Origin of the sequence: Algibacter miyuki (genome assembly GCF_030409805.1) — a bacterium.
In the GTDB taxonomy this organism is placed as follows: Bacteria; Bacteroidota; Bacteroidia; order Flavobacteriales; family Flavobacteriaceae; genus Algibacter; species Algibacter miyuki.
On record NZ_JAUFQP010000007.1, the window covers coordinates 210,134 to 234,186 of the forward strand.

Consider the following 24,053-nt stretch of genomic DNA (forward strand, 5'->3'; position numbering starts at 1 on the left):
AACAAAAATTCAACATGAAAAACATAAAATCTTACATCGACGAACATAAAGATCGGTTTTTAAACGAAATTATCGAACTCCTTAAAATACCATCTATCAGCGCCGATTCTGCCTATAAAAAAGACGTACTTCAAACTGCCGAAGTTGTAAAAACCAGTTTAGAACAAGCCGGCTGCGACACTGTAGAAATTTGCCCAACCGATGGCTACCCTATAGTTTATGGAGAAAAAACAATAGACAAAAACTTACCAACCATTTTAGTTTACGGGCATTACGATGTGCAACCGCCAGATCCAATAAACCTTTGGGATTCTCCACCTTTCGAACCTGTAATTAAAAAAACAGAAAAACACCCCGACGGCGCTATATTTGCCCGGGGAGCCTGTGATGATAAAGGACAAATGTACATGCACGTTAAAGCCATGGAACTTATGACGCGTACCAACCAATTACCTTGTAATGTAAAATTCATGATAGAAGGCGAAGAAGAAGTTGGTAGTGCTAACTTGGCCACTTTTGTAAAAAATAATCACGAAAAACTTAAAAACGACGTTATTTTAATTTCTGATACCGGAATGATCGCTAACGACATCCCATCTATCACCACCGGATTACGTGGCTTAAGTTACGTAGAAGTCGAAGTTACAGGTCCTAATCGAGATTTACACTCCGGACTATATGGCGGCGCAGTAGCCAACCCGATAAACGTACTAACCAAAATGATAGCCTCGCTTCACGACGAGAATAACCACATCACTATACCTGGGTTTTACGATACTGTAGAAGAACTCTCCACAGAAGAGCGCGCCCAAATGGCAAAAGCCCCTTTTAATTTAGAAAACTACAAAAAAGCCTTAGATATCGATGCCGTTTATGGCGAAGCCGGCTACAGCACAAACGAACGTAACGCCATACGTCCAACACTCGACGTTAATGGTATTTGGGGCGGTTACACTGGCGAAGGCGCAAAAACAGTAATAGCTAGTAAAGCCTACGCAAAAATATCAATGCGTTTAGTACCAAACCAAGACTGGCAAAACATTACCCAACTTTTCAAAACCCATTTCGAGAGCATCGCACCCCAAGGCGTTACCGTAAAAGTAACACCGCATCACGGCGGCCAAGGCTACGTAACTCCAATCGATAGCATAGGTTACAAAGCAGCTAGCCATGCCTACCAAGACACTTTTGGAAAAACACCAATACCTCAACGCAGTGGTGGCAGCATCCCAATCGTGGCGTTATTCGAACAAGAACTAAATAGCAAAACCATCCTTATGGGCTTTGGTTTAGACAGCGATGCCATACACTCACCAAACGAACATTTCGGCGTATGGAATTACCTAAAAGGCATCGAAACCATCCCGTTGTTCTATAAATATTTTACCGAATTTTCAAAATAAATAATTTGGGCGTTCCCCTTCGGGTCGGGCTTTCCGCTTTATCTTTTTTAGGCCGTATTTTCAAAAAACGCGCTGTACATTAAAGTACAGTGTCATCCTTTTGAAAATACGGCTATAATTCAAAACAAAAAAAAGGATACCGCATCAATCCCTAACGCGGGCCAATACGCCAAAAGCAGTAAATCCTGCAAAGTCAGTAGCCATCTAATACACGTTATGAATAACCAACATCGTCAGCATTTACTTCTACTTACTTTAGCAACACTCCTTATAAGTACCTCTGGCACTTTAGGTAAATTTATAGATTTGCCAACCCCCGTTATCATTTGGGGACGCAGTGTAATAGCCGCTTTTTTTCTCTTTATATATTGTCGTTACAAAAAAATCAACATCAAAATAAAATCTAAAAAAGATGCGCCCACCATTATACTAAGCGCCTTATTTATGGCAGGCCATTGGGTCACCTATTTCTATGCCTTAAAACTTTCTAATGTAGCTATTGGCATGTTATCCATGTTTACATTCCCAGTAATTACCGCATTACTAGAACCCTTTTTTACTAAAACAAAACTCAACCCAATACATGTACTATTAGCGATTATGGTTTTACTAGGTGTATATATTCTCGCACCAGAAATAAACTTCGAAAACACCTATTTAAAAGGCATCTTGTTCGGTATATTTTCCGCTTTATGTTATGCACTCCGTAACCTTATTTTAAAACGTCATGTAGAGCAATACAATGGCAGCGCTCTCATGATGCAGCAAGCCTTTATTGTTACCCTAGTCTTACTTCCTGTAATGTTCACCATGGATACTAGTAATTTAGCTACACAATTTCCCTACCTAATAATTCTGGGTCTAGTCACCACAGCTATTGGACATTCGCTATTTATTGGTAGCTTAAAACATTTTTCGGTAAGTACAGCAAGTATTATTGGCAGCGCTCAACCCATTTTTGGCATCATCATCGCTTTTATTTTTCTAAACGAAATACCAAACATAAACACCTTTATAGGCGGTTCGCTAATATTAGCTACCGTTGTTATAGAAAGCATTCGTTCGGGCAAAAAATAAGACAAATGAAAGTGCTGTTTATTTATTAAAATGTCATTATTTTCTTATTTATTGTACATTTGAAGCTCACACGTTTCAACCAACACCAGAACAGTGCTCTCAATGAAAGCGTATAGCAGGACAGAAATACTTCATTTTAAAAACCTAAAGGCCGGAAACGAAAAAGCCTTTGAGTATTTTTTCAATACCTACTATAATCACATTCTTGGTTTTTGCATTCAATTTATTTATGATAAACCACAAGCCTCAGGTATTACCCAAGACGCTTTTCTAAACCTATGGCTTAATAAAGATAAAATTGAAAAAGTTAGTGGTGTTGAATCTTTTTTATACACCTATGCCAAATCGAAATGCCTCAATGCTATTAGACATAATGAAGTTAAAGAACGGTACAAGAGTAAAACTTTAAACGAAAAAGAGCGAGAATTAGACTTCGATATTTTAAATTCCATAAATTTCGATACGTTAGCTTTATCAGAATTAGAAGATTTAATTTCAGAATCTATCGAGAATTTACCCGAAAAAACAAAAGTGATATTCCTAAAAAAACGCTTCGAAAACAAAAAAAACCAGGATATAGCCAACGAATTAAATGTTACCGTAAAAACCGTTGAAGCTCACATGACTAAAGCTTTAAAAATTTTAAGATTAAATTTATCCGATTACCTTCCACTGGTTCTTATCACGCTTATTCTCTCTAAGTATTAATGAAATTAAGCTATTCAGCTTTAAACAACATCATATTTACTCCCTTTAAAAACTAGTTTTTTTTCTCTATTCACCGTCAAATAAAACGAATAATTATTCTATTTTTGCATTTATTTTTAATTAGTCTAAATAAGAATAATATTATTCATTAGGGTTTTTAAATATTGGCGTGTACTTATTTCTATAGCACCAACTAAAGAAACCAAATAAAATTAGCAAAGTATGATTTCGAATTTAATAACTAAATATTTAAATGGCGATGCCACTGAAAAAGAAGTCGAATTAATTTTTGAGTGGATTGATGCATCCGAAACTAATAAAAAGGAATTTATAGCCTTGAAAAAAGCATGGATTTTAACCGAAGTGTCTAATACTAACAAAGACATGGCATGGAAAGCAATTCAGAAAAACATATCAAAAACAAAACCTTCTAAATATAAAACGTGGATTAAATATGCTGCCATTTTGGTTCTGTTCATTTCGATTGGCCGATTAGCATGGATCAACAATAATCAAGATCAAAATCTAGAACAAAACAATACGATTGTTTTAGAAATTGAAGACAACAGTATCCAACTAGATTCCTTAATACAGCATGTTACAGATCAATCTGGAGAAGTTATTGCCGAACAAAATCACAACGAAATTATATACAAACCATCAAAAACATCAGCTCCTATCGAGTATCACACTTTAAATATTCCGTTAGGAAAAACATATAACGTCACATTATCCGATGGCACAAAAGTGCATCTAAACGCCGGAACTACATTTAAATACCCAAAACAATTCAGTAACACAGGAAACCGTCAGGTATATTTAAAAGGTGAAGCTTTTTTTGAAGTTGAAGAAGACAAAACACACCCCTTTATAGTAAACATTAATGATATAGCAGTAAAGGTTTTAGGTACAAAATTTAACGTAAATGCTTATCCTGAAAACTCTATAACCTCGTGTGTTTTAGTAGAAGGATCTGTGCAAATTTTCAACTTAGAGGACGCTAGTAACAATGCGATATTAACACCTAACCTTAAAGCAACATGGACCCCTATAGTTGAAGCTTTTAGTATAAAAGAAGTAAATACAGATTTGTACACCTCTTGGATACATGGTGAAATTATTCTTGATTCTGCACATTTTAGCTCTTTTTCCAAAAAGTTAGAACGTGCTTTTAATGTAAAAATAATTAATAACAACAGCTTACTAGAAGCTCAAGAATTTAGCGGAACAATAAACTTCAAAACATCGAGCCTAGCCGACATATTGGATTTATTAAAGTTCGATACATATTTTGATTACAACATAGAAGACAACCAAATAATAATTAGCAACAATTAATAGATGAAGCATTTTTTAAACCAACATGTAAAAGTACTAATTCTCGCCCTTGGAATTATTTTGTTTTGCAACAGTGCTAACGCACAATCTAACCCTATTACAATTAACGCCACAGAGCAACCTTTTGGTTCGGTTTTAAAGCTTATAGAGCAACAATCTACATACCGCTCTATTTACAATACGAACAAAATAGACCTCAACAAAAAAGTAAGTCTAAATGTTAGCAACGTGAGTCTAGAAATAGCATTAAACAAATTACTAGAAAACACACAACTCACCTACGTTATAAAAAACAACCAAATACTCCTGGTTGAAAAACAAATAACCTACGTCCCTACGATCACAAAAAATAAAGAACAAAGGTTAATATCTGGCGTTGTTTATACTAGCCCCGACAACCTTCCTTTACCTGGTGCTACGGTATTAATAAAAGGCACAAAACGAGGTGCGATAACTAATTTTAATGGCGAGTTCACTTACCGTTTACAAGGCAACAACCTCAACACTTTGGAACTTGAAGTACATTATTTAGGCATGGAAACCTTAACTCAGGTCGTTGGTAACAATTCGAAATTCACATTTTACTTAAAGGAAGCTGCTGATGAACTCGACCAGGTGGTTATTACATCATCTTACGGAACAAAAACACTTAGAGAAGAAATTGTTGGAAGTATAGAAACGCTTAATGCTAAAGATATTGCGGTAGATCAAGCTTCAGAAAGTATTGATAAAATGGTAGACGGACAAATAGCCGGTGTTTATATTGAAAATACATCGGGAATAGGCGGGCCGGTAAGTATCAACATTCGTGGACAAGGTAGTTTAACGCCTTTAAACGGTGCCGTATACGGAACTTCAACACAACCGCTTATTATTATTGATGGCGTTATTATGGCCGAGGAAATGGCGATAGACAACAACTTTTTTGATGCTAACGGAAGTTCTTCTGAAGATTTATCGAATCCGTTATCTCAAATTTCTCCCGAAAACATTGAAAGTTTCACGGTTCTAAAAGATGCCGCCGCTGTTAGTATTTATGGTGCCGATGCCGCCAATGGTGTTATTTTAATTACCACAAAAAAAGGAAAAAAAGGCGCTGCTAAATTTGGGTTTTCATCACAATTAGGAATTTCATCTGCAATTAATCAAATTGAATATTTAAATGGTGCTCAATACCACGAACTGAGAAATGAATACTTAAAAAACACAACCGTTGGCTACACACCAACACCATACAATGGCGTTGATACCGATTGGTTTAACTTACTAAATGGCACAGGAGTTTACAACAAATATAACTTTAGTGTATCTGGAGCTTCGGAAGCCTTTTCATACCGTGCGAGTTTAACCTATAAAAAAATAGACGAACCTCAAAAAGGGAATACCAATGAACAACTAAACGCGAGTATCAATTTAGGATATCGTCATAAAAAATTAGACATCAATTTATCTTTAAGTCCGAGCTACGTTGCAAAAGATGCTCCAAACATTTATTACAGCTATGCTTTTGCTCCAACCCTATCTCCTTATAACGAAGACGGATCATATGCTGACGTTGGTGTTACCGGCTTAGGAAACCCATTGGCAGCCATTGATCAAAACAAAAACACTTCTAATAGTTACGGTATGCTAGGAAGCTTACAAGCTACTTATCATATTACAAAAGACTTAAACATATCGTCTCTTTTTGGTCTTTCTTACAGAGATAAGGAACAAGATCGTTATTTTTCTGGAGAAAATGAAAGCGGTCAAGTTAATGGTAGTTTTACGCTAAATGATACATCGTACCCCCTCTATGGTCGTCGCTTAATAAACAACAGACACACCAATAAATGGAACTGGCAAACACGCGCACTTTACAATAAGCAAATAACCGAAAACAGCGCTTTTGATGGTGTTTTTGGAATTGAACTTACAGAAGAAAATGTAGACTTTGATTATGCTTCAGGTCGTGGCTTTGTAAACCCCAATATTATAAACGGCGTTACCGATGCGGTTCAAGACGATGATCCTTCAACGACTGACGATGAATCTACAGGCAACCAAACTTATAGTTCGGACATTAGTAACAACTCTAAAGTATCACTCTTTTCGCAACTTAATTACAATTACAAAAAACGCTATTTTATTCTAGCTAATTTTAGGCGAGACCAAAGTTCTGTTTTTGGAGACGACACCAATGTGGCCTACACAGGAGGTGCCGGTGTAAGCTGGATTTTATCTAACGAGAATTTTTTAAACACCAATAATTGGGTTGATTTATTAAAACTGAAATTAAGTTACGGAACTACAGGAAACTCTAGAATAGGTTCTTACCGCTCTAAAGGCTTATACAACATTGATGACAATGGTTATAATAACTTAGATATTGCCTACCCATCTGCAGCTCCTAACGGCGAACTGAGTTGGGAAAAGAACAAAAAATTTAATGCGGGTTTAAACTTCAACTTTTTAAACACAGTGAGTTTAACGCTTGAATATTATTACGACGATATTAAAGACCTTATTACAAGTAGAAACATACCTACCGAGACCGGCTATAGTTCCATCCAAATTAACGCTGCAAGCATGTACAACAAAGGGTTAGAACTATCAACAAAGTTTAAATGGTTTCAAAAAGAGGATTTTAAATGGACCACTTCATTCAACATTTCTACACTACAAAGTGAAGTTACAGAACTTAAAGGTTTAGGTAATGAATTTTCACTTTCAGAAAAAGCATTGGCACAAAAAGTTGGCTACAGCACCACTACTATTTGGGGTATTAAATGGGCAGGTATCGACCCAGCTACCGGACGTGACTTACTTAAAAAAGATGGCGAAATTTACGACGCCGTAACTTACAACAGTTTGTTTAGCAGTGCCGATTGGGTTCCTATTGGAGATTATCAACCCGACGCCTACGGTGGTTTCAATAACACCTTCACCTTCAACAATAATATAAGCTTATCCATTCGAGGAAGCTTTCAAATAGGCGGTGATTATTTAGCAGAAGATGAACTTATTGCCAAATACAATATTACTTCAAACAGAAATTTATCGGTTAACGCATACGATTATTGGAGAAACCAAGGCGATGTTGCCTTAAACCCAATTGTAACCAGTAACAACCCAACCATTTCTAACTACGATAAATACTTATACGACGCTACGTCTTTAAGAATAAGTAACGTGAATTTAAACTACAGCTTTCCGCGCAATAGTGTTGGTTTTTTAGATGCATTATCTATTTATACCGATGTATCTAATGTACTTTATTGGTATAAAGAAAAAAGCTTGAATGGTAGAAACGGTATTAGTGAATTTAGATTTAGCTACCCACAAGCCAGAACAATTTCAATAGGATTAAACGCAAAATTTTAAGGTGATGATACAAACAAAACAACTCAAACAATTTTCGAAATACATCCTAACAGCATTGCTAGCAACCTGCCTTAATTGCAGCAGTTTTTTAGAGCTAGAACCAGGATCACAAACATCTATCACAGAATTATTAGATACTACGGATGGTGTGGTAACCGCTCTAAATGGTGCTTACGATAATTTAGAAGCCAACGTGAGAGGTGAGCGCTATGCTACTTACGCCGATATGCAAGCTGGCAACATCACCTTTACACCAACAGAAACGGGTAATAATACGGGGCAAATTACGGTGCCTTTTAATATAGAAAACGTTTACAACTTTACAGATTTAGCAGATGACAGTAATTTAGACGGGTTTTATGATGACAGCTACGATATTATAAACCAAGCAAATCTTATTCTAGAATATGTGGATGCACTAACAGATTCTAATGAGAATATAAAAAATCAAATAAGAGCCGAAGCCTTAACCATTAGAGCTTATGTTCATTTTATATTATCTCAAATATATGCGCAAAATTATGGTTTTACTGCAGATGCTAGTCATTTAGGACTCGTATACAGCAAAACAACCTTAACCAACGGCATTACGTACCCATCTAGAGAAACCTTAGCAACAACCTACGATTTAATTATTGACGATTTAACTTCAGCAATAAACAACTACTCCAACACTTTACTTTTAGATGGACCAACGTATTCTTATTTTAATAAAATAAGCACTCAAGCTTTACTTGCTCGAGTTTACGTTTCTAAATACGATTGGCAAAATGCTTACGATTTGGCAAATGAAGTAATTCTGAATTCAGGAAAAACACTAACACCTTCGGAAGATTATATAGCAGAATGGGAAAAAACAGACTTACCAATTTCTGAAACTTTATTAGAGTTTTCAATTCCGCGCGATACTGGTGGTACGGTTGGTGGCTCACTATCGAGCTCCTATGGTTTTACCTCAACAGCAGATTATGCAGACTACGTCGCTTCGGAAGATTTACTAAACCTTTTTGAAACTAACGATTTGCGAGGACAACTTTTTCTTGAAACCAATTTACCTACCTTAATTAATGGTGAATTAGAAGATCGCCCCTATTATTTCACCAAAAAATTTCAAGATAACCCAGGCTTTGTAGCCATCAGATTAAGTGAAATGTATTTAATAAGAGCCGAAGCATCATTAGGACTTGAAAACCTAGAAGATTGTAAAGACGACATCAATATATTAAGAAACCGAGCAAATGCCACACTATTAACGGAGACCACCAATTTAGAAGATATACTTTTATTAGAACGCCGAAAAGAAATGTGTTTTGAAGCTCAATATTTATTCGATTTAGCGAGGTTTCAACAAAATATTGTAAGAGGTGCAGACTGCGTATCGCAAACTTGCAACTTAATTTATCCTTCAGGAAAATACATACTTCCAATTCCAGATAGCAACATCGAACTTAACTCTAATTTACAGCAAAATGACACATACTAAAACCATATTAGCCATAGTAACCATTTTTACCATGATGTTTTCATGCTCTAAAAATGATGATAACACAGCCGATAACGTGCCTAGTTATGTTCGGTTTAATTTTTTAACCAACAGCAACAACGAACCATTAGAATACCCACAAGTAAGCAGTGCCATTATACCAAGCGTTAGTTATACAAACACAGGGGTTAACACTTTAAAAGTACCTGTAACTCTAACATCTTACACCTTAGAAAACGAAGTAACCGTAAATTACAGCGTTGCATCTTCCTCTAATGAAGATCTATTTACTATCAGTCCGGTAAACCAAGTTTCGTTTCAAAACAATCAATTAACCGATACTATTTATATCAACTTTAATAAACGATGGTCTAGTGAAGAAAGCATCATTTTAAACCTAGAATCGGTATCAGACCCTTCGATAAATTTAGGCAACTTAAATTCAAACGAAACTAATACAGAATTCACTATTAATTTAGAGCCTATTACAACCACCTATACATTTCTGGCAAACAGAATTGAAATTACAGGTGCAGCAGGTGAACAAATAGACTTTGCCGTAAATTTTCCTAACGGATATCTTCCTTCGGAAATTGAAACCTCAAATATTTTTAAATTTTTAAACGGCTTCGATTATAGCATTGAGCCATTAGATATAGGAGAAAACACTTCGACTATAAACTACAGAATGACTTTAAATGAATCTATTGAAAATGATGATGTATTATACCAAACCATTATTACACTTATAGATAGCGAAAACTACACAACCACCGGAAATAGTACACTACAAATTGTAAAGCCTATTAAGTCTGATCGTGATGTTACTGTTAATATAGCAGCGAATTTCTACAATTTATCAGATTCATTTTATCGCACCTACATAGAGCATTGGAACGATTTTAATGAAGATGGCGAATGCGTTTGGCAATCTACTTTTGCTTTCACCTACCCTATTGTTGTAGAATCTACAAACCCTAACGCTGTACTTTATAGTGATAATGGTACCGCCGATCCGCTAGACGACATTTACCATCATGCCTTTCAAATTGGTTTCGATAGCCCTATTGCAACCACCACTACAAATGCATTCAACTTAAAAAGATACTTTAGTAACGAGAGCACAAGTAGAGCAAACTCTCCTGGATTTAATACCACACCTGCTATAGAGTTTTTCCCAGAAAACGGAACAAGCACAACTAACGGTTCTATTTTAATAATCCCTCAGTTTTTAACCATTTCTAACAAAAGTGACGAAAGTTTTTCTTTTGCTATTTCAGGTGAAGGTACTTACGAAGAAGTAAGCCCAGGTATTTTCGAACTTAAATTTCAACTAAACCTGACTAACGACGCCATTTTCGGAGGTACAATCACTTCAGAATATCGCTTATACAACACTAGCAGTTATACCGACCCCGAAGATTTAACTACTAACAACTGCATTACAGAATACATACTAGAATAACCATGAGAAACAACCTAATTTTATCCTTATTTATCTGTGTTTTTATATGTTCGTGCAAAACAGAACATAAAGACGAATACACCAATATTGCAGACTTAAAAGCAATTTACTCTAGTGGAGATATTACTAAATGGCCTGCGCCAGATTTAGATAGTACAGTAAACAAAGAAACTTTTAAAGATATTGGCGCTTTACCCAAATTACAACATCCAGAATACAACCCGTTTAGTCAAGAAAAATCTAAACTCGGTAAAACACTCTTTTTCGACCCAAGATTATCGGTTAGCGGACAAATAGCATGTGCGTCTTGCCACAACCCAGAATTAGCATGGACGGATAATTCCACGCGTTCTTTTGGTCACGATCGTCAAACCGGAGCGCGAAATTCTATGACTATTTTAAATTCTGGTTTTGCACACAGCCTCTTTTGGGATGGTCGCGCTTCTAGCTTAGAAGACCAAGCCAGGTTCCCTATTGGAGATCCTTTAGAGATGAACGAAAAACTCAATATTGCCGTTGATAAAATAGCTGAAATAAAAGGCTACAAACCCTTGTTTGAAGCTGCCTTTGGAAATGACACCATTTCATTAGAACGTATTCAATTTGCCATAGCAACCTTTGAACGTACCGTAAACAGTTACAAAACAAGGTTCGATAAGTTTGTTGAAGGCGATTCTACAAAACTTAACAATCAAGAGGTTTTAGGGCTGCATGTATTCCGTACAAAAGGAAGGTGTATCAATTGCCACAACACACCTTACTTCTCTGACAACCAATTTCATAACGACGGGCAAACCTTGTTTGGCACAAAAGATGAAGATTTTGGTCGCTACAACGTTACCAAAAACATGGATGATATTGGAAAAATTAGAACTCCAACATTAAGAGAAGTTGCCAGAACTGGGCCTTGGATGCATAATGGACACTTCCCTAGTTTATTAGATGTTGTTCAATTTTACAACCTTGGCAACCCTGCAGTTGTTCAGAAAAAATACTTAGGTAAAGGGCGCGACTCTTTAATACCTACAAACTCGCCGATCTTAAAAAAATTAGATCTAGAAAAAAATGAAATCGAAGCATTAATCGCTTTCATGGAAACCTTGTCTTCTAGCAGAGGTAGAACATTAATACCACAACTTCCTCAATAAATTTTTATTAACTCAAAATTTTTAAATTATGAAAAAACAATTACTCTCCATTGTCGCCGTTGCAGGTGCCTTAATTTTAAACGCTCAAGTAACCTTAGTAAAAGAAATTAACGACGCGGGATCTTCTAATTCTAGCCCTGCAAACCTTACTGTGCACAATGGCCAAATATTTTTTTCAGCCGATGATTCCAACGGTTCAAACACACCAGGTGGTGCTCATTTAGGAAAAGAACTTTGGGTTACCGATGGCACCAGTACAGGAACCACTTTTGTAAAAGATATACGTACAGGAAATTCTAGTAGTAACCCCGGTAATCTCTTTACCTTTAACAACAAACTTTATTTTACCGCATTTGATACAAGTTCAGAATTATGGACATCAGACGGTACCGAAGCAGGAACTACTAAAGTAGACCTTATGTCTACCATTACCGGCGAATCTCCACAACGTTTTGTAGAATTAGATGGTTTAGCTTATTTTACTGTAGGTGGCCAACCTGGAAGCACTACAGGAGAAACGGTAAATAAATTAGTGCAATGGGATGGTGTAAACGATGCTGTACAAGTTGCAGATGTTGGTGCGGGTTACGAAGTGATTTTACAAAACATGATTGTATTCAACAATCAAATTTTCATGTACATGAACTACTCCACAGAAGATGCCACAGTTGGAAATGAACTATACGCATATAACCCGACAGCAGATACTTTTTCGCTAATTAAAGATATCGACACCGGAACAGGAGACTCAAGTATTAGCAACTTTACTATATTGGGCAGTACACTATATTTTGAAGCAGATAACTCACTATGGAAAACCGATGGAACCACAGCAGGAACTCTTGCTGTAGCATCTGCATCGACTCTTGCTGGTATTGCAAATTTATACGCTTGGAATGATCTATTATTTTTTGAAGGAGATGATGGTACAAACGGCGATCAACTTTATGTTTTCAATCCAACCTTAGATACAGTAACAAACATTAGTAATATCTCAGGAAGTGATAATAACCATGATCCAGAAGATTTTACAGCATATAACGGTTATGTATATTATAGCGGTGAGAATGGGACTAGTTCGGACAAATTTTTATTTAGAACTGATGGTGTAACCGTATCGCAACTAGACGCTACCATAAAAGAGATAGATGAAGTTACAGTCTTGAACGGTATGTTATATTTTGAAGGCAATAACGGCTCTACAGGTAAAGAACTATACAGCTTTGACCCATCAACCTTATCTGTTGATAATACTCAAGCAGAAATAATTAGTGTATATCCAAACCCAACTTCAGATTACATTATGGTTCCAACAACTTTGGTTAACACAAATTACACAATTCATGATCTATCAGGAAAACAAGTCTCTCAAGGCGTTATTTCTTCAGAAAAAATTGAATTAAATTTAAACAGCGGTATGTATTTATTAAATATAAAAACCGACTTAAGTAGCATTACAAAAAAGATTATGGTGAAGTAATTAATAGCAAATTATTCTTTCTATACTTTGAAAAGCCTCGTTAATTCGAGGCTTTTTTTATACAATTTTGTAACAAAACACCTGCTTCAACGTTCTAATAGTCAATCAATCAAAAATCAATCACATTATGCTAAAGCAATTCTTCATCACTTGCTCTGGCGCCGACACCGATATTCTAGAGCAATGCTCTAAAGGTGAACAAAATAAATACGCGGGCATTGGCGCAACCGTTTTCTTTACTGCATTAATGGCTTTTATAGCCGCTAGTTATGCACTTTACACCGTTTTCGACAATTACTTTGCTGCCATTGGCTTCGGTTTTATTTGGGGATTACTCATTTTTAATTTAGACCGTTACATCGTTTCTACAATCAAGAAAACCGGTCGCTTTTTAGACGAGTTACTCCAAGCTACACCAAGAATTATGCTTGCTGTAATTATAGCCATTGTCATTTCTAAACCTTTAGAATTAAAGATTTTCGAAAAAGAAATTAATCAGGTTTTATTAGAACAAAAAAACGATTTAACCCTAGCCAACCAAAATCAAATATTAGCACAATTTAATCCAGAAATAACCGCTCTAGAAACAGATATAACAACTCTAGAAAACGAGGTTATCAGTAAAGAAGCTGAGGTTAATACACTTTACAATATTTACATCGCAGAAGCCGAGGGTACAGCAGGAACTAATAGACTGGGTAAAGGCCCTGTTTATAAAGAAAAAAGAGAAAAGCACGATGCTTTACTTGCCGAACTTCAGGAATTAAAATTAGAAAACAAAACTAAAAAAGCCGATTTAAAGCAGCAGAAAACCACACTAAAAACAAATTACCAATTACAGGTTGATACTACACAACCTGTAATTAATAATTTTGATGGATTAATGGCGCGTGTAAATGCTTTAAACAAATTATCATGGCTGCCATCATTTTTTATATTTCTGTTGTTTTTAGCTATAGAAACCTCACCTATATTGGCGAAATTATTATCCCCAAAAGGCGCTTACGATTTTAAACTAGAAGATTTAGAATTGGCTATTAAAACCAATGTCCTTCAAAATAAAAATCAATTAGAAGCTTTACTAAAAACTGATAATGCAATTAACAATCGAGTATATACCGATATAGAAACTGAAGATGAACTTTACAACTATAAGCGCAAAAAAACGAGAGAACTCATGCAATTACAGGCCGATGCTTTTTATAAACATCAAAAGAACATTTTATAGATTCAATATAGGTTATTAATCAATTATGCCGCTACATTAGATTTAAAGTGATCGTATAAACCTTTACTACCTACACCAACAATAGCCATGTTTTTCTTTTTTAAAACAGCTTCGTTATGCAATTCAGCTAAAGCTTTTACTCCATAGCGGTCCATACTTTTCACGTCTTCAATACTGATGGTAAGCGTACTTACACGATTAAAAATGTCTTTAAATTCATTATTAAAAATAGCTAAACTATTTTTGTTTAACACGCCTTTAATTTTGAAAAAATTGTTGCAGTTTGTAATACGTAATTCCATAATAAGTTAATTTTAAATGATTAAACAATAAATCTGAGGGAGCATAATCGACTGATTATGAATTAAAAGTATAAAACATATACGCTTCACCCCTAATTTTATCGACTAAAAGAATTCAACCTTAGCTGAAAAAATTATAGTTGTCAAATTAATCGACGAGATACAATTACTGTTCCACTTTTTGTGTTACTCTAACAAAAAAACTATTATTTACGCCTTCTTAATTAGAAGATTAATATCATATTATAAACATAAAAACGCCGACTAGCGATAAACATTAATTTTACCTAAAATAAAATACTATTATTGAATTGATTCACGTTTAATTAAAATGTGTATTTTAACCTCAAATTTTTTACAATGAAAAAACTGATTTTACTAATTTGTCTCGTTTCTGCTTTTAACGGCTATTCTCAAACTGAAGATAAAGATAAAAAGGCCATTCAAAAGGTGTTAAAATCCCAACGCATAGCATGGTCTAAACACAACATGGAAGGCTTTATGGAAGGCTACTGGAAAAGTGACTCGCTCAAGTTTTACGGCCACAACGGCGTAACTTTAGGGTGGGACAATACTTTTGATAGATATGAAAAAAGTTATCCCACAAAAGACCATACCGGCACTTTAAGTTATAAAATAAACGATATTACACAGCTAAGTCCCGAGGTATATTACGTATTGGGAGAATTTCATTTAAAACGTGAAGTCGGGAATGCCGATGGTATTTTTATGCTTATTTTCAAGAAAATCGATGGCAAATGGAAAATTATAGCTGATACTTCTGCTTAAAACTTTCCACACATAAAAAACCATTAAAAACGATAAAAACAATTACGTTTTCTTAACGTATTTTGTAATAATAACAATTTGTTGAGCACCTACTTTACCTTCGATATATTCTGCATTTTCATGATCTAATCGAATGTTTCTAACCGCTGTTCCTTGTTTAGCCACCATGCTCGATCCTTTTACTTTTAGATCTTTAATAAGTACTACATTATCGCCTGCTTCTAAAATAACACCGTTTACATCACGATGAATAATTTTACTAGCTGCATCTTCATGTTCGCCAGTAGCTCTAGCCAACGCCATCGCATCATCATCAAGATACATCATATCTAACAAATCTTTAGGCCAACCTTCGTTACGTAATCTTTGCAGCATACGCCAAGCCATAATTTGCACGGCAACATGTTCGCTCCACATACTATCATTCAAACAGCGCCAGTGGTTAGCGTCCATATCTTCATCTTCGTTAATTTGATCTAAACAAGTTTTACAAACAAGTACATCGTTACCCACGTTTTCATTTAATGATGGTGGAATGGTGTATTGGCTTAGGTTTCCCGTAGCAGTACATAATTCGCAACTAGAATTGCTTCGCTCTTGTAATGTTTGTAAAACGCTCATAAAGTATAATTTTAATTTTGCAATAGTACAGATAAAATAAAGCTTCTACAAATTTAGAATTCGGTAATGTTTTATTAAATAAAAAAACAGGCCCATAAAGCGCCTGTTTTTCAGTAAAAAATTAAAACTTTTATTTTGAAAGGTCATGAATATAAGTGTATATATAATCGCCATGAACTCCAGTAAAGTAAGTAAGCCATGTTTCAATTTTTGCTTTATTCTCTTCGTTATCAGGAAACGTTTCTTTAAATAGCGCATCATCTCTATCAAACATCTTATCTATATCAGCTAAAGAGTCTAGGAAGTATGCTTCTAAATACTCTGTATTATCGGCACCCCAAGCGTGAACATAAGAAAAATACCCTTTAACATATTCGTTTTTAAAAGTGATACCTTTAAGCCCTTCCATATTTAAAGCATCAAACTCTTTGTAGCTACCGTTTTCAGGATAAGCAAAATGACTTCTTTTCACATAAACCACCATATCTTTAGTAGGTGCTTCAGCCAAATACTTAAAAGTTGAATTCAACGGTGCATAAATTTCATCGGAATGCTCGTGGGAATAGTACGAATCCATATTCTTGAAATGCGCCTTGCGTATTTCACCATCTGGCCAAACCTCTTTTGCTAACTCGGCACTTCTTTTAGCCGATTTATCTATGTTTTCCCAAGAGCTATAGCCTTCAACCACAAGCAACTCTGTATTATCAGCCGTCATATTATGCAAATACACCGAAGCAAGCAGAATATATTCGTTTCTCTTAGTTACTTTTTCGAGATACTCTTTTTCCAAGGCTTTCCATTCTGACAATTTAAAATCCTTTTTATTTAAGTCCCAATGCTTTTTGGTTATAACAAGGTATTTTAGTTCGTTTTCGGCTTCTTCTTGAGCGTGAAGTAAAGGTGCGCATAGCATTAGAAGCATAAGCGCTCCTATTGCGAAAAATGAATTAGTTGTTTTCATAATCTGTTTAAATTTAAAGTGAATATATCCGTTAATCAAATACTACTTTAGAATCTAAGGGAGTTCAAATTATGCTAATAAAAATTTCTATGGATAGGAGAGTCTTTCAAATATATAAAAACTTATTGACTATCAAGCCTTTACAGTAAATTTTCTTTCATTTTCTTCGTCATACCTTTAACAACCATGTCATAAGAATGATCAATAAGTTTGAATATAAAGTTGGGACTAAAATCGCCTTCATTAAGGTAAATAGTATTCCAATGTTTTTTACTCATGTGAAATCCGGGACGAATACCATCGTATGCTGCGCGAAGTTCTAGCGCATAATCCGGATCGGCTTTTAAGTTTATTGAAGCTTCCCCACGCTCCCATTTTGCTAGTGATGTTAAAACAAACATTTTACCCAAAACTTTAAACACCAAAGCATCATTATCAAAAGGAAAAGCTTCCGTAGTGCCTTTCTTTTTTAAACAATATTGGCGTAATTGTTCAATGTTCATGTTTAAAATTTATTCAGAATATACGTTTAAAATCAACAGTTTTATTTCAATAAGGTTTTATTATTACCTTCAATTTCTAAAGCGGAATAATCTAATGTCCAACCCAAAGTTTCCACAATAGTTTCCATGAGTAAAATAGTTTCCAACGCTTCTTTTTGCGCCACTTGAATTAAGCCACTTTCTGGCACTTTATCCTGAATATGACGTTTAGCTTCTTTATGTAAACCTGTTAAATCCGAAGCTTCAAACCGATTAAATAAACCGTCTGATTTATCATAATAATTCAAATTGGTTTCAATAGATAAAATTTCAGGTTGCGGAAAATGTTCTAAAATAATTCTCTTTTTTTGAGTATCTGCAATTAATTCTATTTTCGCCAAATCATAACCTACATGGGCTTTCGCATTGATAACCACTAACGCTTTTTTGCGGCTAGCCACTAATCTTAAAAAGCGCTCTTTAACATCTTCATAATGATAAATCTCAGCAAAATCGCCTTCCACCGTTATAAACTTACACACCTTTTTAATTTTGTCTAGCAATAAAACCGACTGTGCATTAACCAGATGTTTTTGCTTAAGCGACTTCGCATAAGTAACACCTGCCAAACTAAACAAAACACCGATTATAATTCCTAAAAATGCTTCCATACGTTTATTTCTAAATCTCCCTTATAGAGCTTCAACTTTATACAAAATGGGCTTACTAGGCGTGGCATCATTCTCAAAAGGTGCAATTTGCAGATTTAAAAAATACTCGCCATCTTCCACATGGTTTGGCACAAAAATAAACTCTGTTATTGTGGCATCCATACGTACTTTGCCGTTAATATTCCAAAAGGCTTTATGTGCTAAAAGTTCGCCTTCATCCTTTTCTTTATCAATACTCGGCAAATCTATTAATAAATGTTTTACACCTTTTTCTCGCAAATAAAGCGCCGCTTCCTCCAATAAATAAGTTGGATTCGTATTTGAATATTGTCGTGACAATTTATCCGTAGTATTAGGCAAAGTTCTAATTACCACAGCCTCTCGCTTTTTGTTTCCTAAAGCAAATTGCAACTGTTTTTTAGAAATTACCGAGTCGCCATTAACAAATTCTGGCGGTACAGTTATAACTTCAGCCAAAAAGAAAAACTGCTTTAAACTTTGGTTTACAGAATGTACTTTTTCGGTAATATGCCCTGCACATTCGGTATGTGTACCATGCGCATGCGGATTAAAATATATATTATTGAAATTTATACTCGCTCCTGATTTAACACTAGCAACCCGGTCGCCATCTTTTACAGGCTCTATTTTGGGTGCGCCAATATACCAAGCGTTTACATTATTTTCCGAAGCTTGAATAGCTATAGAAATATCGATTGGTTGTGCTAAATTTATTTGAAGCTTTCTTGAATTGTATTGAATTTTTGTTTGCATAATCCCAAATATAATCAAATCATAAACAATTCCGAAGCAATTCCGTCAACAAGAAACTTCCCGCTTTGAGTGGTTTTTAAAACCGATTGATTTAAAGTAGATTGCAAATATTTTTCTTCGGAGATTTCAACTCCATTTGACAGCTCTAAAAGCCCTTGATTGATATATTTTTCTGAATGTTTTTCTAAATGCTGAAGAAATAACGGCCCAAATTCTACCGCAATTCGCTCTAAGGAAACGCCCCAAATGGTTCGTAAACCCGTCATGATATACTCGTTAAACTGATCAGCTTCCGAAAGGGTTTCCACAGTATTTGGCAACTCCTTTTTTTGAATAGATTGAATGTATTTCGCGTTGTTTGAAACATTCCAACTACGTTGCTGTTTATTAAACGAATGTGCCGACGGCCCAATGCCTATATACGGTTTTCCTTGCCAATAACTCGTGTTATGTTTTGAGAAAAAAGCAGGTTTTCCGAAGTTTGAAATTTCGTAATGCACAAATCCTTCTGCAGTTGTTTTTTCAACTAAATGATTAAAATGTTGCAAGGCCAAAGCTTCATCTATTGGCGGATAAATGCCTTTATTTATAAAAGTATCCAAAGCCGTTTTAGGCTCAACCGTTAAGGCGTAACTAGAAATATGATTGATTCCAAAACTAAAAGCCATCTCTAAATTTTGGTTCCATTTTTCCAAACTCATATTTGGGATGCCGTAAATTAAATCTATAGTAATATTATCAAAATATTGTGTTGCTTCCTGCAAACAACGCTTGGCTTCATCTGCATTGTGCGCGCGATTCATGCTTTTTAAATCATCTTCAAAAAACGATTGCACGCCAATACTCAAACGGTTTATGGGGCTTTTTGCTAATTCTTTAATTACAGCACTCGATAAATCATCAGGATTGGCCTCTAAAGTAATTTCAGGGTTTCCAACAACCTTATAATTACTGTAAATTGTATCGATAAGTAATTGTAATTCATCTAAAGTCAACAAACTCGGCGTACCGCCACCAAAATAGATAGTTTCAACAACTAGGTTTTCAAGCTCATTTTTTCTTAACTCTAACTCTTTAACTAAACATTGAACCAACTCATCCTTTCTCTTCATAGAAGTTGAAAAATGAAAATCGCAATAAAAGCAGGCCTGCTTACAAAATGGAATATGAATATAAATGGCACCACCAACAGGTTCTACCTTTGCCAATTTTATACTGGTTTGAATTTGTTCTAAATGTATCAATTTATAGCTTTTAAGACTTTAAATACAGGTTCTCCTTCTGAAGTTATAAAACCCTTATTTTTTGGTTGTTCGTTTTGTTACCCGACTTTCATTTTGCTTTACAAAAGCATCCCAACCGGTATAATTTTTGCCAATTTCGATACGTCCTGAATTATAAAAATGACACACCGCTGCCGCCAAACCATCGGTAGAATCAAGGTTTTTTGGCAAGGTTTTCAAACCTAATAAACTTTGAAGCATTTTTGCTACCTGTTCTTTACTCGCGTTACCGCTGCCCGTAATCGCCATTTTTATTTTCTTTGGAAGGTATTCCGTAATCGGGATTTCACGACTTAAACCTGCGGCCATAGCCACACCTTGAGCACGCCCTAACTTAAGCATACTTTGCACGTTTTTCCCAAAAAAGGGTGCTTCAATGGCAATTTCGTCAGGATTATGTGTGTCTATCAATTCTATAGTGCGTTCAAAAATGAGTTTTAATTTCAAATAATGATCGCTGTATTTTTTTAAATCCAATTCGTTCATTTGAACAAACTCCATCTTTTTACCAACTATTTTTATAAGTCCGAAACCCATAATAGTTGTTCCTGGGTCAATTCCCAAAATAATTCTTTCTTTCATTATCTGCCACAATATTTACAACCGCTAAGCGAGATGGAAGCGCCTAAAGTTACTGTTAATAAATTCCCATTAAACGAACCATAACCGTTGATAATGGGATTAAAATCTTTCCCAAACCCTAAAATATAAGAGGTATCTAAATACAACGAAAACGTATCGGAAACACCGTAATGAAACTCCACACCTGCCATTGCGTTTAAAAAACGGGTATCATTATTACCAAAATTGCCCAATGGCTTTATCATGGTAAGCCCAGGACCAGCATGAAAAAACACGCCCATATTGGACGAAAAACGGACTATTCGCGAAGCATTATATACCAATTGCGCATTTACGCGGGTGTAATTCATTTTAAATTCCGGCGAATTATCGGTGTTAGAAAATCGGTTATAACCAAAATCGACTTTGGCGCCAATTAAGGGCTTAAAAATATACTGTAAGCCCATATTAATACTTGGAAAATTCACAGAATTTGCTTCAAAATCGCTTACAAAACCGGAACTCGACGGACTATTAACACCTAATGCAAATTGCGCTTTAAAGGTGCTCGTGTCACTCTGCGCAAACCCGATAGCGGCAAAAAATAAAAATACCACAGCAAATAGTTTATACTTATTCATCTTAAAAATAGAACGCATCTCATAATATTAATTTAATTTGCACTTTAAAATAAGCCATCCGTTTTTATAAGCTTATTATATCCTTAGCATCAAAATCAGTCGTTTTCAATACTATTTCAAGGAAAATTTATCATTAAAATGCGACCACACAAAACTAAACAATTCTTTTTTGTGCTTCTTAAATTGAGCATAGTACTTGGTGCTTTTTATTTTATTTATCTGAAACTAGCGCACAACAACCAACTAAGCTTTTCAAGTTTTATTGCATTTTTGAATAAAAACGCACTTTTTTCACTAAAAAGCATTGTTTTTCTCCTTATTTTAACCTGTTTCAACTGGTTTTTCGAGATTTTGAAATGGCAAAATTTAATTTCAACATTAAAAACAATTAGCTTTAATCAAGCTTTAAAACAAACCTTAGGATCGCTCACAGCCTCAATAATTACTCCAAACCGCATTGGGGAATACGGTGCAAAAGCCATGTATTTTACACCAAACTTACGAAAACGTGTCATGCTCGTAAACCTCATCGGTAACCTCCAACAAATGAGTATTACTAGCATTTTCGGCGTGATTGGATTATTTTTTTTTATTAATAAATACCAATTAGAAACTCATTATTTCCGACTTTTAATTATTCTAGTGGTTGGCTTAATCGCTACTGGACTCTTCATTTTCGGACTCGAAAAATACAATATCAAAGGGTTTTCTATACAAAAATTAAAAACCTTTGTTCAACACTTTCCAAAACATCAATTATTTATTGGTTTTACACTATCGCTTGCACGTTACCTTATTTTTTCATTTCAATTTTATTATTTATTTCAAATATTTCACATAGAACTCAACTATTTCAATAGTATGCTAGGCATCACATCAATGTATTTACTCACCTCTATAATCCCGTCAATATTTATATTAGATGTTGTAGTAAAAGGTAGTGTTGCTGTATATTTGTTCGCATTTCTGGGTGTAAATCAACTGGTAATTTTAAGTATTATTACCATTATGTGGATTTTTAATTTTGTGCTACCAAGCCTTATAGGCAGCTATTTTGTACTCCAATTTAAAATACCAAAAACCGAAACCTAAACATGATTCTAGTCAGCATAATTATAACGCTCTTATACCTTGCCTTAATCGGAAGTTTTATTATTGGCTTTGATAAAGTGGAAACTTTTACTTTAAACGATGTGACTCCCAAAACTCGGTTTTCCGTCCTTACTCCTTTTCGAAACGAAGCCGAGAGCCTTCCTACTCTTTTAGAAACCATTCAAAATCTAAATTACCCGAAACATCTATTCGAAATTATTTTAATCGATGATGATTCTACCGATAATTCTGTAGAAATAATTACCAAATTTATTAATAAAACAGATAAAAACATAAAGATAACTCAGAATATCAGGCTAACAAATTCCCCTAAAAAAGATGCTATAACCACAGCCATAAAACAAGCCAAAAACCAATGGATAATCACTACCGATGCCGATTGTAGCCTACCAAAATACTGGCTCGATAGTTTCGACGAATTCATACAAACCACCAACGTGAACTGCATTGCCGCTCCGGTAACCTATCATCATAAAAAAGGATTTTCAAACACCTTTCAACTCCTCGACATACTCAGTTTACAATGCGCAACTATTGGCGGTTTTGGCATTAAAAAACCATTTTTATGTAACGGCGCTAATTTTGCTTATACTAAAACACTTTTTAAAAGTATAAACGGCTTTGAAGGCAACACCAACATTGCTAGCGGCGACGATATTTTCCTACTCGAAAAAGCAGCCAAACAGCAACCAAAAATGCTTCATTATTTAAAGTGTAAACACGCCATTGTAAAAACAAACGCACAACCCAACACTCTTAGTTTAATCGCGCAGCGACTACGTTGGGCATCCAAAACAAGTGCTTACAGTAATCTTTTTGGTAAACTCACCGGACTCATCGTTCTACTTCAAAACACGCTCGTCATTGTGTTACTTGGGCTTTCTATTTCCGGGTTATTTTCAGTAAAAACATTCTTATATGTTTTAATAATAAAAGCAAATATCGACTTTTATCTTATCTATAAAACAGCATTGTTTTTCAATCAAAAAGCTGTTTTAAAAAGCTATTTATTCGCCTTTTTTATCTATCCTTTTTTCAGTGTATACATCGCTATTTTGTCGCTTTTTAGGACTTATAAATGGAAAGGTCGCGAATTCAAAAAATAAGATTAGAATACTATTTTGGGCGTTACCCAAGGGTCGGGCTTTACGCTTCAAGT

The 24,053-nt window shown here is 35.0% G+C and carries 22 protein-coding genes; 13 read left to right on the forward strand and 9 right to left on the reverse strand.

What is annotated here, in order from left to right; translation table 11 throughout:
- Nucleotides 1-14 precede the first annotated feature (14 nt).
- The 10 genes from QWY92_RS03940 to QWY92_RS03985 all read left to right on the forward strand — a co-directional run bounded on the left by QWY92_RS03940 (nt 15) and on the right by QWY92_RS03985 (nt 14,693).
- Nucleotides 15-1,403, forward strand: coding sequence for a dipeptidase (locus tag QWY92_RS03940; protein WP_290268612.1), 1,389 nt, complete (start codon nt 15-17; stop codon nt 1,401-1,403).
- Between the two features lie 216 nt (nt 1,404-1,619).
- Nucleotides 1,620-2,480 (forward strand): DMT family transporter, encoded by an 861-nt coding sequence (locus QWY92_RS03945; protein ID WP_290268613.1) that lies wholly within the window; start codon nt 1,620-1,622, stop codon nt 2,478-2,480.
- Between the two features lie 102 nt (nt 2,481-2,582).
- On the forward strand, nt 2,583-3,188 hold the full coding sequence (locus tag QWY92_RS03950; RefSeq protein WP_290268614.1) for an RNA polymerase sigma-70 factor: 606 nt from the start codon (nt 2,583-2,585) through the stop codon (nt 3,186-3,188).
- Nucleotides 3,189-3,410: 222 nt separating this feature from the next.
- Nucleotides 3,411-4,526 (forward strand): FecR domain-containing protein, encoded by a 1,116-nt coding sequence (locus tag QWY92_RS03955; RefSeq protein ID WP_290268615.1) that lies wholly within the window; start codon nt 3,411-3,413, stop codon nt 4,524-4,526.
- Nucleotides 4,527-4,529: 3 nt separating this feature from the next.
- Nucleotides 4,530-7,889 (forward strand): SusC/RagA family TonB-linked outer membrane protein, encoded by a 3,360-nt coding sequence (locus QWY92_RS03960; protein WP_290268616.1) that lies wholly within the window; start codon nt 4,530-4,532, stop codon nt 7,887-7,889.
- A 4-nt stretch (nt 7,890-7,893) separates the two neighbouring features.
- Nucleotides 7,894-9,372, forward strand: coding sequence for a RagB/SusD family nutrient uptake outer membrane protein (locus tag QWY92_RS03965; RefSeq protein ID WP_290268617.1), 1,479 nt, complete (start codon nt 7,894-7,896; stop codon nt 9,370-9,372).
- A complete protein-coding gene (locus QWY92_RS03970) occupies nt 9,359-10,837 on the forward strand; it encodes a hypothetical protein (RefSeq protein WP_290268618.1) in 1,479 nt (492 codons plus the stop codon). Before QWY92_RS03965 ends, QWY92_RS03970 begins: the two co-directional genes overlap by 14 nt.
- A 2-nt stretch (nt 10,838-10,839) precedes the next feature.
- Nucleotides 10,840-11,985 carry a cytochrome-c peroxidase gene (locus QWY92_RS03975; protein WP_290268619.1) on the forward strand — a complete coding sequence of 382 codons (1,146 nt, stop codon included), beginning with the start codon at nt 10,840-10,842 and terminating at the stop codon, nt 11,983-11,985.
- Between the two features lie 28 nt (nt 11,986-12,013).
- On the forward strand, nt 12,014-13,465 hold the full coding sequence (locus QWY92_RS03980; RefSeq protein ID WP_290268620.1) for a T9SS type A sorting domain-containing protein: 1,452 nt from the start codon (nt 12,014-12,016) through the stop codon (nt 13,463-13,465).
- A 127-nt stretch (nt 13,466-13,592) separates the two neighbouring features.
- On the forward strand, nt 13,593-14,693 hold the full coding sequence (locus QWY92_RS03985) for a DUF4407 domain-containing protein (RefSeq protein ID WP_290268621.1): 1,101 nt from the start codon (nt 13,593-13,595) through the stop codon (nt 14,691-14,693).
- 23 nt (nt 14,694-14,716) lie between these two features.
- Here the strand turns inward: QWY92_RS03985 and QWY92_RS03990 are convergent, their stop codons facing one another.
- Nucleotides 14,717-14,995, reverse strand: a complete 279-nt coding sequence (locus QWY92_RS03990) for a hypothetical protein (RefSeq protein WP_290268622.1) — start codon at nt 14,993-14,995, stop codon at nt 14,717-14,719.
- Nucleotides 14,996-15,355: 360 nt separating this feature from the next.
- Between QWY92_RS03990 and QWY92_RS03995 the strand changes: the two genes are divergently transcribed.
- Nucleotides 15,356-15,784 (forward strand): YybH family protein, encoded by a 429-nt coding sequence (locus tag QWY92_RS03995; protein ID WP_290268623.1) that lies wholly within the window; start codon nt 15,356-15,358, stop codon nt 15,782-15,784.
- Nucleotides 15,785-15,826: 42 nt separating this feature from the next.
- Here QWY92_RS03995 and QWY92_RS04000 read toward each other — a convergent pair whose 3' ends face one another.
- The 8 genes from QWY92_RS04000 to QWY92_RS04035 all read right to left on the reverse strand — a co-directional run bounded on the left by QWY92_RS04000 (nt 15,827) and on the right by QWY92_RS04035 (nt 21,781).
- Entirely contained in the window at nt 15,827-16,405 is a 579-nt protein-coding gene (locus tag QWY92_RS04000) for a PhnA domain-containing protein (protein WP_290268624.1), read from the reverse strand.
- 130 nt (nt 16,406-16,535) lie between these two features.
- Complete coding sequence (locus QWY92_RS04005; protein ID WP_290268625.1) at nt 16,536-17,369, reverse strand: hypothetical protein; 834 nt, start codon at nt 17,367-17,369, stop codon at nt 16,536-16,538.
- 140 nt (nt 17,370-17,509) lie between these two features.
- Nucleotides 17,510-17,872 (reverse strand): MmcQ/YjbR family DNA-binding protein, encoded by a 363-nt coding sequence (locus tag QWY92_RS04010; protein WP_290268626.1) that lies wholly within the window; start codon nt 17,870-17,872, stop codon nt 17,510-17,512.
- A gap of 41 nt (nt 17,873-17,913) precedes the next feature.
- Complete coding sequence (locus QWY92_RS04015) at nt 17,914-18,522, reverse strand: DUF4230 domain-containing protein (protein ID WP_290268627.1); 609 nt, start codon at nt 18,520-18,522, stop codon at nt 17,914-17,916.
- Between the two features lie 21 nt (nt 18,523-18,543).
- On the reverse strand, nt 18,544-19,296 hold the full coding sequence (locus QWY92_RS04020; RefSeq protein ID WP_290268629.1) for a cyclase family protein: 753 nt from the start codon (nt 19,294-19,296) through the stop codon (nt 18,544-18,546).
- Nucleotides 19,297-19,310: 14 nt separating this feature from the next.
- Nucleotides 19,311-20,474 carry a radical SAM family heme chaperone HemW gene (hemW, locus tag QWY92_RS04025; RefSeq protein WP_290269977.1) on the reverse strand — a complete coding sequence of 388 codons (1,164 nt, stop codon included), beginning with the start codon at nt 20,472-20,474 and terminating at the stop codon, nt 19,311-19,313.
- Nucleotides 20,475-20,594: 120 nt separating this feature from the next.
- Nucleotides 20,595-21,164, reverse strand: a complete 570-nt coding sequence (gene ruvC, locus QWY92_RS04030) for a crossover junction endodeoxyribonuclease RuvC (protein WP_290269979.1) — start codon at nt 21,162-21,164, stop codon at nt 20,595-20,597.
- Nucleotides 21,161-21,781, reverse strand: coding sequence for a cell envelope biogenesis protein OmpA (locus tag QWY92_RS04035; protein WP_290268631.1), 621 nt, complete (start codon nt 21,779-21,781; stop codon nt 21,161-21,163). Before QWY92_RS04035 ends, ruvC begins: the two co-directional genes overlap by 4 nt.
- A 351-nt stretch (nt 21,782-22,132) precedes the next feature.
- On the opposite strand from QWY92_RS04035, the gene QWY92_RS04040 reads away from it, so the two are divergent.
- Together QWY92_RS04040 and QWY92_RS04045 are read left to right on the forward strand one after the other, a co-directional pair.
- A complete protein-coding gene (locus QWY92_RS04040) occupies nt 22,133-22,873 on the forward strand; it encodes a lysylphosphatidylglycerol synthase domain-containing protein (protein ID WP_496199479.1) in 741 nt (246 codons plus the stop codon).
- Between the two features lie 2 nt (nt 22,874-22,875).
- The gene (locus tag QWY92_RS04045; RefSeq protein WP_290268635.1) at nt 22,876-24,000 is read left to right on the forward strand and encodes a glycosyltransferase; all 1,125 of its coding nucleotides are present in this window, start codon (nt 22,876-22,878) and stop codon (nt 23,998-24,000) included.
- The last annotated feature ends 53 nt before the right edge of the window (nt 24,001-24,053 follow it).

Excerpts from the sequence above, each read along its gene's own strand:
- QWY92_RS03940 (WP_290268612.1), top strand. The coding sequence starts at position 15 with ATGAAAAACATAAAATCTTACATCGACGAACATAAAGATCGGTTTTTA.
- QWY92_RS03945 (WP_290268613.1), top strand. The coding sequence starts at position 1,620 with ATGAATAACCAACATCGTCAGCATTTACTTCTACTTACTTTAGCAACA.
- QWY92_RS03950 (WP_290268614.1), top strand. The coding sequence starts at position 2,583 with ATGAAAGCGTATAGCAGGACAGAAATACTTCATTTTAAAAACCTAAAG.
- QWY92_RS03955 (WP_290268615.1), top strand. The coding sequence starts at position 3,411 with ATGATTTCGAATTTAATAACTAAATATTTAAATGGCGATGCCACTGAA.
- QWY92_RS03960 (WP_290268616.1), top strand. The coding sequence starts at position 4,530 with ATGAAGCATTTTTTAAACCAACATGTAAAAGTACTAATTCTCGCCCTT.
- QWY92_RS03965 (WP_290268617.1), top strand. The coding sequence starts at position 7,894 with ATGATACAAACAAAACAACTCAAACAATTTTCGAAATACATCCTAACA.
- QWY92_RS03970 (WP_290268618.1), top strand. The coding sequence starts at position 9,359 with ATGACACATACTAAAACCATATTAGCCATAGTAACCATTTTTACCATG.
- QWY92_RS03975 (WP_290268619.1), top strand. The coding sequence starts at position 10,840 with ATGAGAAACAACCTAATTTTATCCTTATTTATCTGTGTTTTTATATGT.
- QWY92_RS03980 (WP_290268620.1), top strand. The coding sequence starts at position 12,014 with ATGAAAAAACAATTACTCTCCATTGTCGCCGTTGCAGGTGCCTTAATT.
- QWY92_RS03985 (WP_290268621.1), top strand. The coding sequence starts at position 13,593 with ATGCTAAAGCAATTCTTCATCACTTGCTCTGGCGCCGACACCGATATT.
- QWY92_RS03990 (WP_290268622.1), bottom strand. The coding sequence starts at position 14,995 with ATGGAATTACGTATTACAAACTGCAACAATTTTTTCAAAATTAAAGGC.
- QWY92_RS03995 (WP_290268623.1), top strand. The coding sequence starts at position 15,356 with ATGAAAAAACTGATTTTACTAATTTGTCTCGTTTCTGCTTTTAACGGC.
- QWY92_RS04000 (WP_290268624.1), bottom strand. The coding sequence starts at position 16,405 with ATGAGCGTTTTACAAACATTACAAGAGCGAAGCAATTCTAGTTGCGAA.
- QWY92_RS04005 (WP_290268625.1), bottom strand. The coding sequence starts at position 17,369 with ATGAAAACAACTAATTCATTTTTCGCAATAGGAGCGCTTATGCTTCTA.
- QWY92_RS04010 (WP_290268626.1), bottom strand. The coding sequence starts at position 17,872 with ATGAACATTGAACAATTACGCCAATATTGTTTAAAAAAGAAAGGCACT.
- QWY92_RS04015 (WP_290268627.1), bottom strand. The coding sequence starts at position 18,522 with ATGGAAGCATTTTTAGGAATTATAATCGGTGTTTTGTTTAGTTTGGCA.
- QWY92_RS04020 (WP_290268629.1), bottom strand. The coding sequence starts at position 19,296 with ATGCAAACAAAAATTCAATACAATTCAAGAAAGCTTCAAATAAATTTA.
- QWY92_RS04035 (WP_290268631.1), bottom strand. The coding sequence starts at position 21,781 with ATGAATAAGTATAAACTATTTGCTGTGGTATTTTTATTTTTTGCCGCT.
- QWY92_RS04045 (WP_290268635.1), top strand. The coding sequence starts at position 22,876 with ATGATTCTAGTCAGCATAATTATAACGCTCTTATACCTTGCCTTAATC.